The organism is Bordetella sp. 02P26C-1 (genome assembly GCF_009763255.1).
Classification (GTDB): Bacteria; Pseudomonadota; Gammaproteobacteria; order Burkholderiales; family Burkholderiaceae_B; genus Bordetella_A.
Genome location: NZ_WSJB01000016.1, coordinates 91,704 through 104,038, shown reverse-complemented (window position 1 = coordinate 104,038; position 12,335 = coordinate 91,704). Strand labels below are relative to the sequence as shown.

The 12,335-nt window shown below is 60.7% G+C and carries 13 protein-coding genes and 1 other RNA gene; 4 read left to right on the top strand and 10 right to left on the bottom strand.

All coding sequences use genetic code 11. From position 1 onward, the window contains the following. Positions 1–351 precede the first annotated feature (351 nt). The 3 genes from msrA to ilvD form a co-directional block, all read right to left on the bottom strand. Positions 352–909 (bottom strand): peptide-methionine (S)-S-oxide reductase MsrA, encoded by a 558-nt coding sequence (gene msrA, locus GOQ28_RS09465; protein WP_160352040.1) that lies wholly within the window; start codon positions 907–909, stop codon positions 352–354. A gap of 140 nt (positions 910–1,049) precedes the next feature. Beyond that, on the bottom strand, positions 1,050–1,412 hold the full coding sequence (locus GOQ28_RS09460) for a c-type cytochrome (RefSeq protein ID WP_160352041.1): 363 nt from the start codon (positions 1,410–1,412) through the stop codon (positions 1,050–1,052). 63 nt (positions 1,413–1,475) lie between these two features. Continuing rightward, on the bottom strand, positions 1,476–3,161 hold the full coding sequence (ilvD, locus tag GOQ28_RS09455; RefSeq protein WP_160356276.1) for a dihydroxy-acid dehydratase: 1,686 nt from the start codon (positions 3,159–3,161) through the stop codon (positions 1,476–1,478). A 102-nt stretch (positions 3,162–3,263) separates the two neighbouring features. Here ilvD and lgt point away from each other — a divergent pair, with 102 nt between their 5' ends. Next, positions 3,264–4,052, top strand: a complete 789-nt coding sequence (gene lgt / locus GOQ28_RS09450) for a prolipoprotein diacylglyceryl transferase (RefSeq protein WP_160356275.1) — start codon at positions 3,264–3,266, stop codon at positions 4,050–4,052. On the opposite strand, the gene GOQ28_RS09445 is transcribed toward lgt, so the two are convergent. From GOQ28_RS09445 to GOQ28_RS09430, 4 genes are all read right to left on the bottom strand, one after another. Continuing rightward, on the bottom strand, positions 4,027–4,779 hold the full coding sequence (locus GOQ28_RS09445; RefSeq protein WP_442862093.1) for an SIMPL domain-containing protein: 753 nt from the start codon (positions 4,777–4,779) through the stop codon (positions 4,027–4,029). The genes lgt and GOQ28_RS09445 overlap by 26 nt on opposite strands. 72 nt (positions 4,780–4,851) lie before the next feature. Beyond that, positions 4,852–5,041: non-coding RNA, 6S RNA (gene ssrS, locus GOQ28_RS09440), on the bottom strand. 63 nt (positions 5,042–5,104) lie between these two features. Beyond that, positions 5,105–5,407, bottom strand: a complete 303-nt coding sequence (locus GOQ28_RS09435) for a cell division protein ZapA (RefSeq protein WP_160352055.1) — start codon at positions 5,405–5,407, stop codon at positions 5,105–5,107. Further along, entirely contained in the window at positions 5,407–5,868 is a 462-nt protein-coding gene (locus tag GOQ28_RS09430) for a hypothetical protein (protein ID WP_160356273.1), read from the bottom strand. The genes GOQ28_RS09435 and GOQ28_RS09430 overlap by 1 nt, the downstream gene beginning before the upstream one ends. Positions 5,869–6,293: 425 nt before the next feature. On the opposite strand from GOQ28_RS09430, the gene GOQ28_RS09425 reads away from it, so the two are divergent. The 3 genes from GOQ28_RS09425 (at position 6,294) to GOQ28_RS09415 (ending at position 9,357) form a co-directional block, all read left to right on the top strand. Then, positions 6,294–6,758 carry a tripartite tricarboxylate transporter TctB family protein gene (locus GOQ28_RS09425; RefSeq protein WP_160356272.1) on the top strand — a complete coding sequence of 155 codons (465 nt, stop codon included), beginning with the start codon at positions 6,294–6,296 and terminating at the stop codon, positions 6,756–6,758. 13 nt (positions 6,759–6,771) lie between these two features. Further along, the gene (locus GOQ28_RS09420) at positions 6,772–8,277 is read left to right on the top strand and encodes a tripartite tricarboxylate transporter permease (protein WP_160352047.1); all 1,506 of its coding nucleotides are present in this window, start codon (positions 6,772–6,774) and stop codon (positions 8,275–8,277) included. 174 nt (positions 8,278–8,451) lie between these two features. Continuing rightward, the gene (locus tag GOQ28_RS09415) at positions 8,452–9,357 is read left to right on the top strand and encodes an NAD(P)-dependent oxidoreductase (protein ID WP_160356271.1); all 906 of its coding nucleotides are present in this window, start codon (positions 8,452–8,454) and stop codon (positions 9,355–9,357) included. Positions 9,358–9,398: 41 nt separating this feature from the next. Here the strand turns inward: GOQ28_RS09415 and GOQ28_RS09410 are convergent, their stop codons facing one another. The 3 genes from GOQ28_RS09410 to GOQ28_RS09400 are packed head-to-tail and all read right to left on the bottom strand — an operon-like array spanning position 9,399 to position 12,277. Continuing rightward, the gene (locus tag GOQ28_RS09410) at positions 9,399–11,018 is read right to left on the bottom strand and encodes a sensor histidine kinase (RefSeq protein ID WP_160356282.1); all 1,620 of its coding nucleotides are present in this window, start codon (positions 11,016–11,018) and stop codon (positions 9,399–9,401) included. A 16-nt stretch (positions 11,019–11,034) separates the two neighbouring features. Beyond that, on the bottom strand, positions 11,035–11,721 hold the full coding sequence (locus GOQ28_RS09405; RefSeq protein ID WP_160352049.1) for a response regulator: 687 nt from the start codon (positions 11,719–11,721) through the stop codon (positions 11,035–11,037). Continuing rightward, entirely contained in the window at positions 11,702–12,277 is a 576-nt protein-coding gene (locus tag GOQ28_RS09400; protein ID WP_160352050.1) for an RNA pyrophosphohydrolase, read from the bottom strand. Before GOQ28_RS09400 ends, GOQ28_RS09405 begins: the two co-directional genes overlap by 20 nt. Positions 12,278–12,335: the final 58 nt, after the last annotated feature.

Sequence of the window (12,335 nt, the reverse complement as noted above, 5' to 3'; positions counted from 1 at the left end):
CGGCCCCACCGCCTGAACCCGTAAATTCGTGTTCGAGCAGCGAAGGAACGAGACTATACACGAATTTTGAGGCCTGTGGCAAATCGGACGAAAAAACTTCAAAGTTTTTGCCATCGCGGCGATTGAGGGGCGTACGCGAGATATTTTGCAGCGTGTAGAGCCGCTATAGACATGGCAGTTTGCTGGATCGTTGCTCCCTGGGCTGCCTCTGCCTACAGGCCACTCGGCGCCCTCCTCTATATAAGCACTATATAAATAAGAGCCCGTTCGTCTCTTACCTCTCCCCTCTATATAGCGAGAGCCCACGATATAGAGAAGTCACGATAGGGGCCTGGCTACCCCCGTCGGTGATTACTTCTTTAGCCGGTCACTATATTGTTTGCGGAACTTTGCGACTTTCGGCGCGATGACGAATTGGCAGTAACCCTGTTCCGGGTGCAGCGCGAAGTAGTTGCGGTGGTAGTCCTCGGCCGGCCAGAACTTTTCGAGCGGGCGTAGTTGGGTGATGATGGGTTCGGGATAAAGCTGCTGTTCCTCCAGCTCCGCGATGATGGCTTGCGCGGTTTCACGCTGTGCTTGGTCTACCCAGAAGATGGTGGATTCGTACTGAGGGCCCACGTCATTGCCTTGGCGACCCGGGGTGGTGGGGTCGTGTGTGGCAAAGAATACGCGCAACAGATCGGCGTAGCTGAGCGTGGCGGGATCGAATTCCACTCTGGCCACTTCGACATGGCCGGTGTCTTTGCCGCACACCTGTTCATAGCTGGGATTAGCGACGTGGCCGCCGCTGTAGCCAGGCTCGACAGCGAGGACACCGCGCAGGTCGGTGAGCACGGCTTCGACGCACCAGAAGCAGCCGCCGCCGAGGATGGCGACCTGGGTCTGCGGCTGAGATTGGGATTCGGCCATATCGATGACTCCTTGCTTGCGACGGATTTCCGTCGGTCTGAATCTGACGGGTGTGATCTCGGACTAGCCGGACCGATGTCGGGCTAGACGGAGGTAATCTAATTACTCTAACTATATAGGGGTTCGGCGTAGCCGTGACGTCAGGGCCGCGAGGCTGGCAGAGTCAGGATCCATTGCGCGAGTTCGCGCGCCTCTTGTTCGCTGACCTGCCCCTGTGCCGGCATAGGCACGGCGCCCCAGACGCGTTGTCCGCCAGAGCGAATTTTGCCGGCCAGATATTGAACGGCGGCGTCTTTGTCATCGCCGGCGGCGTAGCGCTCGCCTATGCTGCGCAAAGGCGGGCCTACACGTTTAACGTCGACCTGATGACAACCCATGCAGGCCTTGCGCTGGGCCAGGGCCATGCCGGCGGCGGTTTGGTCTGCGTGAACAGCGGACGGGATAAGCGCTGCCGCCCCCCATGCGCACAGAATCGCAGCTTTCCACCAAGTCTTTACCAACATCCTACTACTCTCACCAAATTAAAAGGGTGCACATGTCATGCACCCTTGGACACGACAACCCAATCAGGGTTCAAATGCGTCGGTCACCGCTCCACGACTCGCACTGCTAGCCAGCTTGGCGAACTTTGCCAATACTCCCCGGGTGTAGCGCGGAGAGGGGGCCACCCAAGCCTGGCGACGCGCCTGCATCTCCTCATCGGAGATATTGAGCTGTAAGAGCAGCTTGTGCGCATCGATGGTAACCGAATCGCCTTCCCGTATCAGCGCGATGGGCCCGCCGACGAAGGCCTCCGGTGCGACGTGACCGACGACCATGCCCCAGGTGCCACCTGAAAATCGGCCATCGGTGATCAGACCGACGGTCTCGCCCAGGCCCTGCCCGACCAGCGCGGAGGTGGGCGCTAACATTTCGCGCATGCCGGGGCCGCCCTTGGGACCTTCGTAGCGGATCACGACGACGTCGCCATGTTGAATGCGGCGATCCATGATGGCGGCCATGGCTTCGTCCTCGGAATCGAAGACGCGGGCCGGACCGGTGATCACCGGGTTTCTCAAGCCAGTGATCTTCGCCACACAGCCTTCGGGGGAAAGGTTGCCTTTCAAGATAGCAAGGTGACCCTGGGCGTAGAGCGCGCGATCAATCGGCATGATGACGTCCTGGTCGGCGCGCGGCACGCTGGGCACATCCGCGAGCGTTTCCGCAATCGTCTTGCCGGTGATGGTCATGCAGTCCCCATGCAGCAGGCCCGCGTCGAGCAGGATCTTCATGACTTGGGGAATGCCGCCCGCGCGATGCAAGTCGGTGGCGACGTAGCGGCCGGAAGGCTTCAAGTCGCAGATGACGGGCACGCGGCGGCGAATGCGCTCGAAATCGTCGATGGTCCATTCGACTTCGGCGGCATGGGCGATGGCGAGAAAATGCAGAACGGCGTTGGTGGAGCCTCCGGTAGCCATGATGACTGACACAGCGTTTTCGATGGATTTGCGGGTAATAATGTCGCGCGGGCGCACGCCGCGACGCACGGCGTCGACAAGTACGCGGGCCGACTCGGCGGCGGAGGCGACTTTTTCGTCGTCCTCGTTGGCCATGGTGCTGGAATAAGGCAGGCTCATGCCCAGGGCCTCGAAGGCGGAGCTCATGGTGTTGGCGGTGTACATACCACCACAGGAACCCGAGCCCGGGATCGCGCATTTTTCGATTTGCTTGAATTCGTCTTCGTCCATGCGGCCCATGGTGTATTCGCCAACGGCCTCGAATACGGACACGATGGTCAGGTCTTTGCCCTTGTGGTGGCCCGGTTTGATGGTGCCGCCGTAGACGTAGATACCCGGCACGTTGCTGCGCGCCAGGGCGATCATTCCGCCGGGCATATTTTTGTCGCAGCCACCGATAACCAGCACGCCGTCCATCCATTGGCCCTGCGCGGCGGTCTCGATACAGTCGGCGATGACTTCGCGGGACACGAGCGAATACTTCATGCCTTCGGTGCCCATGGACATGCCATCGGAAATGGTGGGCGTGCCGAACACTTGCGGGTTGGCGCGTGACTCACGGATGGCTTGGATCGCGGCGTCGGCGAGGCGTTGAAGACCGCTATTGCAAGGCGTGATGGTGGAATGGCCGTTGGCCACGCCTATCATGGGATTGTTAAAGTCCGACTCCTGGTAGCCTAGCGCGTAATACATGGCGCGGTTGGGCGCGCGCGCGACGCCTTGGGTGATATGGCGTGAACGGTCGTTATCCGGCATTGTGTGTCTCCGTGTTGCGTATTGATATGAGCCCTGAATGGGCCGGCCTAACACCGGCCATGCCGGTTATTATCGACGCATTCTTTTCTAGCATGGCGGAATATGCTGCACCATCCTGAATTTGACCCAATTGCGCTGAGTATTGGCCCGGTCGCCATCCATTGGTACGGCCTGATGTATCTGGTGGGCTTTGCTCTGGTGTATGTGCTGGGCCGATGGCGTCTGACCCGAGGTCATACTAGCGCGCTCACGCCACGCGACCTGGAAGACTTGATCTTCTATAGTGTTTTAGGGGTAGTCCTAGGCGGGCGCCTGGGCTATGTCTTGTTTTATAAGCTGGATTATTTCCTCGCCCATCCCTTGCATGTCTTCTATCTGTGGGAAGGCGGCATGTCGTTTCACGGCGGACTGATCGGGGTGATCGTCGTCCTGATGCTGTTTGCGCGCAAAAAGGGGCTGTCGTTCTTTACGGTCAGCGATTTCCTGGCGCCCTTGATCCCGCTGGGGTTGGGCGCGGGACGTCTGGGTAACTTTATCAATGGCGAGCTGTGGGGCCGGCCCAGTGACGTGCCTTGGGCGATGGTGTTTCCGCAATCAGGCACGGATGTGGCGCGTCACCCGTCACAGCTGTACGAGCTGGGTCTGGAAGGGATTGTGCTGTTTGCCTTGCTGTGGTGGTTTTCCAGCAAACCCCGGCCGACCGGGCAAGTCAGCGCGCTGTTCTTGATCGGGTATGGCGCTTTTCGCTTTTTGGTGGAATACACACGCGAACCGGACGACTTTCTGGGATTGCTGGCGGCCGGCCTCTCCATGGGCCAGTGGCTATCGCTGCCCATGATCGCCGCCGGCATCGCGTTGTTCTGGTTTAGCGCAAAGAAACCTTCCCGCTGACGGACAACGATACCGTCACATCGTCAGCCTGCAGCGGCACATCGGGTGCGCTGTCCAGGCTGGCTTTGGCCATGGCCTGCATCGGACGCGGGCCTGGCATTGAAACACCGCCCCCACTGAGCTCAAGCTGCTGCAGTTGGTAGCTCTGATAGCCGAAGGCCTGAGCGGCCGCCTCGGCACGGGCCCGAAACGCATCGGCGGCTTGTTTGAGCAATTTCTCTTCGGCGGCTTCTCTGGCCTGACGCGACAAGGTAAAGGCGATCTGGGAGATAGCGACCTTGTCGGAGAGCTTGGAGGCTAGCGCCGAGGCGGCGGCGAAGTCCTGCGATTCGAGGGTGATTTCGCCACGCGCGCGCCAGTTCTGGATTTTGCCTTTGTCGTCGGTATAGGGCCAGACGTTGTAGCCGCCGGTATGGACCTGGACGCCATTGGCGCCGTCGGTGCGTTTGACGGCTTCATCCAGCACCGTACTCAAGGCACTGGTGGCCTGGGCCTGCGATTCGGCGTCGAATTCGGCTGCCAGGGTGATGCGCACGACGTCTTGGGACACTTCCATCGAGGCGGAGGCTTGCAGGCTTAGTTCGGGCGCGGCAGTGGTCCCGGCGGACTGCGCTACAGAGGACGCCTGAGGCGACTGGGCAAAAGCTGACGGCGCGACCGCCATGGAAAGCACCAAGCAGCACATAGCTGCGGCACGGTTCAATGAAGACACGCGAAGAGAGTGCATCATGATAAGCCTATGGGGGGAAGGAACTGAGGCCGGAGCGGACCTGAGCATTTTGCTCAGGTCCCCTGGCATAGATGCCCCGCGTGTGCCGTCTAGGCCGGCATCTCGAACCCTGAGGTTCAAGGTGGTCGCGATCCGTTGAGCTTCGGGTCAGTCTCGAAACTGCAAGACCATCACGCCCGCTCACCATTCACGCAACCGATATGCCGTAAGACATAGGTTCAGAGAATGTATGGCCAAGTCACGAGCACTGCAGGGACAAACTGGAAAATCTTAGACACCTTGCTGCTGGTCGGCCCTGTCGGGGCCGAGGCTACGACGCATGTCAGCCCTGTTGAGGCAGCGCTTCGTCGAGCAAGGAATTCATGTGTTCAATTCTACTCTTGAACTCACCGACCGCCAAACCACCCAGCGGACCGTCGGGCGCTTTCATGGAAAGCAGCTCGCCAGCCACATGCAGCGCGGCCATGACGGCGATGCGTTCGTTGCTGGTGACCTTGCCAGATCCCTGGATGCGCAGCATCAACTGGTCGACATGGCGCACGGCGGCAAGCAGCGCGGGTTTTTCTTCGGTGGAGCAAGCGAGTGAGTAATCGCGCCCCAGAATGGTGACATCAACACGTTCCATCACGGTTGCGCTCCATGGAGTTGTTCAGGCGCCGGCGCACCGGGCAGGCGCGCGAGCACCGAATCGATGCGTTCGCGTGCGGCCACGGTGGCCACGCGCAGACGCTGCAGCTCGGTGTCTTTTACGGTGATCGAACGCAGGAGTTCCGATTCGCGCGCTTGAGCGCGGGCTTCGATAGCTTGCTGTTCGGAGATGGCTCGGGCCAGTTGGGCACGCAGATCGATTTCTGCCTGCCGCGCCTCGGCCAGCAGGTCGTCGACCGCGCCATCATGTTCCTGCAGCTTTGTCTGCAGGGTCTGGATTTCTACCTCGTGCGCCTGACAACGCTGCTCGAGCGTGCGCTGAGCGGCTTGGCTCTGGTCGAGGCTGGTACGCAACATGTCACGCTCGGCCTGAAGGTGCCGGGTGAGTTGCACGAGTTGCCCGATACGGGCAGAGAGGTGATCTAGGTCTTGCAGCATGGGCGCTATCGTAAACCATCCGCGCCTCGATCGGGAGGCCGTACGCATGGTGAGAGAACCGGCAATATCCTGTAGAACTTTTGCCCGTGTAAGCGCCGCTCGTTAGTCGTGGCTCAAACTGGGATAACTGGGGCCAAGACGTTTCCGGAACCTTTCAGCGGCTTTCGCCTGTCTTTCTATTTACTTTCATTTTGCTTTCATTTTTTGGTGATGAGCGGATGAAGTTACAACTTGCAGGCCTTTTCTAGGGAAAACCCCATCGGCATCTCGGGCAAGTTGGGTTTGCATGGCCGGACCCCTTCGCTACCATGCGCGCTGCTTAAAAAAGCACTTCATACGAATCAACCGCAACACAGAAGTGCCGTTTTAGCGCCGTTTACGAAACGGCCTGGCTTTAACCCACATGCTGTAAATAGGAGTAGACCATGCAGCTACGCAATCGGCAGGATTTCTGGTCGGGGGTGATGTTCATCGCCCTTGGACTGGGAGCCTCCTGGCAAGCGACGAACTATCAGATGGGAACCGCGGCCCGCATGGGACCGGGATACTTCCCGTTCGCGCTGGGCATCGTTCTGGCCCTTCTGGGCGCGATCGTGCTTCTGGGGTCCTTGAGCAAGAAGGCCACGGAAACACATGTCGATAAGTTCGACTGGCGTATTACCTTTTTGGTGATCGGATCGGTGGTGCTTTACGCACTGATCTTGAAGCCGCTGGGCGTTTATCTCTCGGTCTTTGTGTTGGTGGTGGTCAGCAGCTTTGCCAGCCATGAGTTCAATCTCAAGGTGGCAGTGGCTAACGGTATCTTCCTGGTGGTGTTCTCGTACCTGGCCTTCATCAAGGGCTTGGGTCTGATTTTCCCGCTGTGGCCGTCGTTTCTGGGCATGAACTAAGGAGTCATCGGCCATGGAATTGTTTGATAATTTGATGCTAGGTTTCTCGGTTGCGTTTACGCCCGAAAACCTGCTGTACGCGCTGCTCGGTTGTATTCTGGGTACGCTGATTGGCGTATTGCCCGGTATCGGCCCCGTGCCGACGATCGCAATGCTGCTGCCGATCACGTACGTGCTGCCCCCGGTGGCCGGCCTGATCATGCTGGCGGGTATTTACTACGGTGCTCAGTACGGCGGCTCGACGACTGCGATCTTGGTGGCGTTGCCTGGGGAAACCTCCGCGGTGGTGACGGTGTTGGACGGTCACCAGATGGCGCGTAACGGCCGTGCGGGTGCCGCACTGGCAATCGCGGCGCTGGGTTCGTTCTTCGCCGGCTGCGTGGCCACGCTGTTGCTGGCTGGCTTTGCGCCTCCGCTGGCGGAAGTCGCCTTCAAGTTCGGTCCTGCTGAATACTTCTCGCTGATGACCCTGGGTCTGGTGGGTGCGGTGGTGCTGGCTTCGGGTTCGCTGCCCAAGGCTATCGCGATGATCATCCTGGGCCTGTTGCTGGGTATGGTGGGTACCGACGTGAACTCGGGTGTGGCCCGCTTTGACTTCGGCATTCCGGAACTGCAAGACGGTATCGACTTCGCTATCGTGGCCATGGGCGTGTTCGGCTTTGCCGAAATCATGACCAACCTGGAGCAGAAGGAAAACCGCGTCGACATTACCGACAAGATCGGCTCGCTTTATCCGAACAAGCAAGAGTTCCGTGAGGCTGCTCCCGCAGTGGTTCGTGGCACGGTGCTGGGTTCGATGCTGGGTATTCTGCCTGGCGGCGGCGCGGTGCTGTCGTCGTTTGCCTCCTACACGCTGGAAAAGAAGATCTCGAAGAACCCCGAGCGCTTTGGCAAGGGCCACCCCGCAGGTTTGGGCGGCCCCGAGTCGGCCAACAACGCCGCGGCACAAACGTCGTTTATCCCGCTGCTGACGCTGGGTATTCCGGGTAACGCCGTGATGGCGCTGATGGTGGGCGCGATGACGATCCACAACATTCAGCCGGGTCCGCAGGTGATGAGCAGCCACCCGGAACTGTTCTGGGGCCTGATCGCCTCGATGTGGATTGGTAACCTGATGCTGGTGGTGTTGAACCTGCCGCTGATTGGCCTGTGGGTCAAGCTGCTGAAGGTGCCCTACCGCATTCTGTTCCCGGCCATTCTGGTGTTCTGCACGATCGGTGTGTACTCGCTGAACTACAACACCTTCGATATCTTCACGACGGCGATCTTTGGTGTGATCGGCTATGTCTGGTCGAAGCTGAAGTGCGAAGGCGCCCCGCTGCTGCTGGGTCTGGTACTGGGACCCATGATGGAAGAAAACTTCCGTCGTGCCCTGCTGCTGTCGCGTGGTGATTTCATGACCTTCGTGGAACGTCCGCTGTCGGCATCGCTGCTGGCGGTTGCGGTCTTCATGGTGGTGCTGGTGGCTCTGCCGTCGATCCGCAAGAAGCGCGAAGAGACCTTCGTCGAAGAAGACTAAAGCGACTGTCATTCCGTCCCTGTGACGGAAGACGCATCCGGATGCCAGGCCCCGCGAGGTGCCTGGCATTTTTCTTTGGAGCGTCCAGAAAATCGGCGTTCGCCACTGCGCGATCGGCGCAGTTGCGGTAACGTTCACACTTTGACATTTGACCTGCACATCCGGAGACACTGTATGGCATCCATCGGCACCAAGGACTACGACAAAATCACCCCGAAAAAAGTCGCCTTTCTTGGCTTGGGCGTCATGGGCTACCCCATGGCCGGGCACCTGGCGAAAGCCGGACACGAGGTGACGGTTTATAACCGCACGGAAGCGAAGGCAAAGGCCTGGGCCGCCGAATTTGGTGGCTCCAGCGCCGCCACGCCGCGAGAGGCGGCGGTAGGCGCGGAAATCGTGTTTGCCTGCGTGGGCAACGACGACGATCTGCGCAGTGTGGTGTTGGGCGAGGACGGTGCGTTCGCGGGCATGTCCGCGGGCGCCGTGTTTGTCGACCACACGACGGCTTCCGCCGACGTGGCGCGCGAGCTGTACGCGAACGGCAAGGAACGTGGTTTGCAGTTCGTCGATGCGCCCGTGTCGGGCGGCCAGGCGGGCGCGGTCAACGGCGTGCTGACCATTATGTGCGGCGGCGAGCCGGCAACGTTTGATCTGGTCAAACCCGTCGCGCAGGCGTATGGCCGTGCGGTGACGCTGGTGGGCGAGCCGGGCGCGGGTCAGCTGGCGAAGATGGTGAATCAGGTCTGCATCGCGGGCATTGTGCAAGGGCTGTCTGAGGCCGTCGCGTTCGGGCAGGCGGCCAATCTGGATATGAAGCTCGTGCTGGATGTGATCAGCAAAGGGGCGGCGCAGAGCTGGCAGATGGAAAACCGGGGCGCCACGATGGTCGATGGCAAGTTCGATTTTGGCTTTGCAGTGGATTGGATGCGCAAGGATCTGAGTCTGGTGCTGGCCGAAGCACGCCATAACGGTGCGCGTTTGCCGCTAACGGCGCTGGTCGATCAGTTCTATGGGGATGTACAGAAAGCGGGTGGCGGACGCTGGGATACGTCGAGTCTGATCACCCGACTGCGCGACTGAGCGACTGAGCGGGCGCGGCCACATACCGCCCCGCCCTGCACTTAAGTCATGGAAGAAAAGTCCGAGCCGGGCAACGGCGTTTTCTGACCTGCCGTGGCGCCGGCGCCCACGCCGGTAGGTAGTGCCATGGGTAGCCAGAGCACGGCACACAGGCCGAGCCCGCCCTGCGCATTGGGCTCGCCATCACGCAGGACGATGTCGCCTGCGTTGCGGCGCGCGTAGGCGCGTGCAATGGCCAAGCCCAGTCCCGATCCCGAGGACACGGACGAGCGGCCTGAGCCCAGCCGGTCGAACCGGGCAAATGCGCGAATGCGAGCCGATACGTCGATGCCTGGGCCGTTGTCGGAGATGGCCACCTCGGCGCGATCACCCACCATCCTGCCGGATACGGTGATGCGCGCCCCCACTGGCGCGTAGTGAATCGCGTTGTGCAACAAGTTGGACAAGGCCTCGTGGATTTCCGCCTCGCTGCCGAAGACGGGCAGCGTGGGGCGGGTCTCCAGGGGTGCACGAGGGTCTCCCCCGCTCGAGGCGCCGATGGTTTGGTCCGCATCATCAGAGGAGCGCGGCGCGAGCAGGTGCAGTTCGTCAGCACTTGTCGTTTCGGCAGAAACCCACCCTAGGTCCTGACGTTTTTCGTGTGACAGCGGCAGATACTGCAGCACGACATTTCGCGCGACCTCATTGAGATCCAACAGCTCGCGTGGCTGCGCCTCCCCCTGGCTGGCATGCGCCAAGGATAAAAGCTGTTCGGTCAAACGGCGAGTGCGCCCCAGTTGCTCCACAATGGCTTGCAGGCCTTCCCGGGCGCGCTGGGGATCCGGTTCGCGCAGGGCGTATTGCGCTTGGGTCAGGATAATGGCAAGCGGGGTGCGCAGCTGATGCGAAGCGTCGGCGAGAAACTGTGCCTGCTCATCAAGGACGCGCCGGTGCCGTTCGATGTGGTAGTTAACGGCATCGACCAGCGGGATCACTTCGCTAGGTACGCGCGAAGCATCCAGGGGCGTCATGTCCGCCGGAGAACGGCTACGAATGTCATTACGCAGCCGATTCAGCGGCCGCAGCGACCAGGTCACGCCCCACCACACCAGAATGGCGACCAGGGCCAGCATTCGGGCATCGCGTAGCAGCTCTTGGCGCTGGGCCGTCTCTTCAGCGTGTAGACGCCGCCCGATGCTTTCGGCAACCAGGACGAGGACTTGACGATGCTGACCGCGATAGTAGAGATCGCGCAGGATAGCGACTACCCGCACAGGATCATCCCGATAGACGCTATTGAAAAACAAAGGCTCGCCGCGCGCCGATGGCCAGACGGGTGGGCGCGGCAGTTCGGGCATACCGGCCAAGGTGCGGCCCGAAGGGGGCACGACGTCGGACCCTTCAGGCTGGGGCGGGATCACTTCCTCGATGCGAAAGTATTTACGCAGCCCGGCCTTGGACTCGAGAATGACTTGGGCATAGACCGGCGTGGTCACGAGCAGTTGGCCATCAGGCGTGAATTCGATGCTGCTTTCGAGTACGCGGGCCGGCTCCAGCAGCGCGCTGTCGTACGCTTCGTTGGTGATGGCGGAAAGCGTGCGGTAATCGTTCCAGCTGTCAATGACGAGCAGCAGGATGATCCCCGGCAAGAGCAGAGTGATCAGCAGCGTGCGGATGCCCAGAGGCAGCCGGAATCGGTCACGCCCCGGCAGTTTCACTGCTGCTGCATTCCAGCATATAGCCTAAGCCGCGAACTGTGACGATGCGTACATCGCTGCCAGCGAGTTTCTTGCGCAGGCGGTGCAAGACGACTTCGATAGCGTCCACGCTGGACTCGCTGTCCTGGGTGAATACTTTCCCGAAAAGTTGGGCCTTGTCGACGGGGTAACCGTTGCGGGTCAACAGGACCACCAACGCGGCGTGCTCGCGCGGCGTCAAGAGCAACAATGCGCCGTCCAAGGTGAAGGCGCGGCTCTCGCCGTCGTAGGATAAGGACCCGCACTGCAGGCGCGGCTGTTGCCGGCCACGGCTGCGTCGAACGAGCGCGGCCACGCGCGCCTCGAGTTCTTCGAGGGCAAAGGGCTTGGTCAGAAAATCGTCCGCACCCAGGTTCAAGCCGCGTACGCGGTCCTGCAGCGCGCCTTGCGCGGTCAACAGCAAGACGGGCGTGCGATCGTCGCGCCCGCGCATGTCCCGCAGCACGACGAGACCATGCTTGTCGGGCAGCCGGAGATCCATGACGATCGCGTCGTATTCGTTGGCGGCCATCAAGGCCTCGGCGCTGCGGGCATCGGGCGCGTGGTCAGGCGTAAAGCCGCTTTGCGCCAATGCCCGAACCAGCCACGAGGCCATTTCGAGCTCGTCTTCAACCAGCAATATGCGCATGGCCGTCAGAGTCGGCAGAGACAGTCTCTGGCACGCGCGCCGGGCCGTGCACGCGCTGTCGCAGATAACGCGTCTCGTGCTGGCGGCGGAACAGAATGCCGGATAGCTCGTTCAGCGCCAGGGTGTAGACCTCGCGCTTGAACTCGATCACCGCGTCCAGCGGCACCCAATATTGGCTCCAACGCCAGGCGTCGAACTCTGGATGCTGCGTTGCACGCAGGCATACGTCGCAGTCGCGCCCGATCAGACGCAACAAGAACCAGATCTGCTTTTGACCTTTATAGTGCCCACGCCACTCCCGCCGGACAAAGTGGTCCGGCACGTTATAGCGCAGCCAATCGCGTGTACGCCCCAAAATACGGACATGTTCAGGCCGTAAGCCTATTTCTTCGTGGAGCTCACGATACATGGCCTGCACGGGGCTTTCCCCGTGCTTGATGCCACCCTGCGGAAACTGCCACGCGTGTTCCCGGATCCGCTTGCCCCAGAAGACCTCGTTTTTACCGTTAACGAGAATAATGCCGACATTGGGACGGTAGCCTTCACGATCAAGCATGGCCACCCCCACCGAATTCAATACAATTACAGTTGATTATACGTACCCGCAGCCACCT

Bases quoted from the DNA above. Each gene is read 5' to 3' on its own strand.
- GOQ28_RS09420 (WP_160352047.1), top strand. From the start codon at position 6,772: ATGGAATTGTTTGATAATTTGATGCTAGGTTTCTCGGTTGCGTTTACG.
- GOQ28_RS09405 (WP_160352049.1), bottom strand. From the start codon at position 11,721: ATGCGCATATTGCTGGTTGAAGACGAGCTCGAAATGGCCTCGTGGCTG.
- GOQ28_RS09425 (WP_160356272.1), top strand. From the start codon at position 6,294: ATGCAGCTACGCAATCGGCAGGATTTCTGGTCGGGGGTGATGTTCATC.
- GOQ28_RS09460 (WP_160352041.1), bottom strand. From the start codon at position 1,412: ATGTTGGTAAAGACTTGGTGGAAAGCTGCGATTCTGTGCGCATGGGGG.
- msrA (WP_160352040.1), bottom strand. From the start codon at position 909: ATGGCCGAATCCCAATCTCAGCCGCAGACCCAGGTCGCCATCCTCGGC.
- GOQ28_RS09415 (WP_160356271.1), top strand. From the start codon at position 8,452: ATGGCATCCATCGGCACCAAGGACTACGACAAAATCACCCCGAAAAAA.
- GOQ28_RS09435 (WP_160352055.1), bottom strand. From the start codon at position 5,407: ATGGAACGTGTTGATGTCACCATTCTGGGGCGCGATTACTCACTCGCT.
- ilvD (WP_160356276.1), bottom strand. From the start codon at position 3,161: ATGCCGGATAACGACCGTTCACGCCATATCACCCAAGGCGTCGCGCGC.
- GOQ28_RS09400 (WP_160352050.1), bottom strand. From the start codon at position 12,277: ATGCTTGATCGTGAAGGCTACCGTCCCAATGTCGGCATTATTCTCGTT.
- GOQ28_RS09445 (WP_442862093.1), bottom strand. From the start codon at position 4,779: ATGCACTCTCTTCGCGTGTCTTCATTGAACCGTGCCGCAGCTATGTGC.
- lgt (WP_160356275.1), top strand. From the start codon at position 3,264: ATGCTGCACCATCCTGAATTTGACCCAATTGCGCTGAGTATTGGCCCG.
- GOQ28_RS09430 (WP_160356273.1), bottom strand. From the start codon at position 5,868: ATGCTGCAAGACCTAGATCACCTCTCTGCCCGTATCGGGCAACTCGTG.